The organism is Treponema endosymbiont of Eucomonympha sp. (genome assembly GCF_001028545.1).
In genome coordinates this window covers 1-1,222 of sequence record NZ_BBPW01000181.1, presented here as the reverse complement: position 1 = coordinate 1,222, position 1,222 = coordinate 1, and the positions used below count along the sequence as shown (strand labels likewise).

At 62.3% G+C, this 1,222-nt stretch carries 2 protein-coding genes; both read left to right on the top strand.

From position 1 onward, the window contains the following. Positions 1 to 290 (top strand): class-II aminoacyl-tRNA synthetase family protein (locus AWU74_RS11720; protein ID WP_498067484.1); only part of this gene is annotated, 290 nt, incomplete at its 5' end. A 42-nt stretch (positions 291 to 332) separates the two neighbouring features. Continuing rightward, positions 333 to 1,222 (top strand): polyprenyl synthetase family protein (locus tag AWU74_RS05765; RefSeq protein ID WP_162504903.1); only part of this gene is annotated, 890 nt, incomplete at its 3' end.

Sequence of the window (1,222 nt, the reverse complement as noted above, 5' to 3'; positions counted from 1 at the left end):
AAATAACCGCAACCAGGCCCACGCCCAGCCTCGGCTTTTGGCCCGCGGGCGCAACCCGGAACTTTACCGACGCGGCGGGCGAAGTCGCCGCGCTGCTGTATTTTCTGGGGCACGAATACGCGGCGCGGGAATCTGAAGACCCGCGCTTTATCCCCGGCCGTCAGGCAGACATTCTGATACGCGGCGAATCTGCGGGCGTATTCGGCGAGGTGCACCCGGCAATCCTCGAAAACTGCGCTATTACGGCGCCGTGCGCCGCGGGAGAAATCAACGTGGAACGGTTGCTGTAACCGGATTTCGTGCCGTTCGCCGACACCGTTTTGTACTACCCTATGAATGAATACGCCTCGCGTCTCGAAAAAATAGAAGCCGTTTTGCGGTGGGCGCTCCCCTTGCGCACACCGAGCGAAGAGAGCCTGCTGTCGTTTGGCACGGTGCCGGACGCCGTCCGCTCCGCGCAGCTCGTGCCGCTCGTTGCGCCCTGCCGCGAACTGGTTGAGCGCGGCGGGAAACGCTGGCGGCCGCTGCTCATGGTACTCTGTGCGGAAGCGGCGACCGAAGACGCGGATATGTTCGAGCGCGTGTATCGGCTGACGCCGCTTGTGGAACTGACGCACACGGCGAGCCTGATTCACGACGACATTGAAGACGCTTCGGCAAGCCGGCGCGGCGCCCCGTGCGCGTACCTGACGTGGGGCACGGATACCGCTATAAACGCCGCGTCGTGGCTGTATTTTCAGGCGGCGGCGTGCATTCAGGACGCACGCCTTCCGGCTGAAACGCAAAACAGGCTCTACCGGCTAGCCGCCGAAGAACTCAGGCGGCTGCATTTGGGGCAGGCAATGGATATTGCGTGGCACAAAGACAGCGCCGCATATCCTGCTATCTCCGAATACGTGGCGATGACGCGGCTCAAAACCGGCACACTCGCGTCCCTTGCCGCAAAAACCAGCCTGACCGCCGTTGGAGCGGACAGCGCGGTGGTCTCCCGCGCCGGAAGCCTTGCCGCCGACGCAGGGGTTGCGTTCCAAATCTTCGATGACGTGCGTAACCTGACGACTGGAAATCCGGGGAAAAAACGAGGCGATGACCTCGCTGAGGGGAAAAAGAGCTACCCTATCCTGCTCCACCTTACGGAACACCCTGACGATTTTCCGTTTGTCTCGCGTTGCTTTGAGCAAGCCCGCAGAGAGGGCGCTGATTCCCCCGCGACTGAACGCTG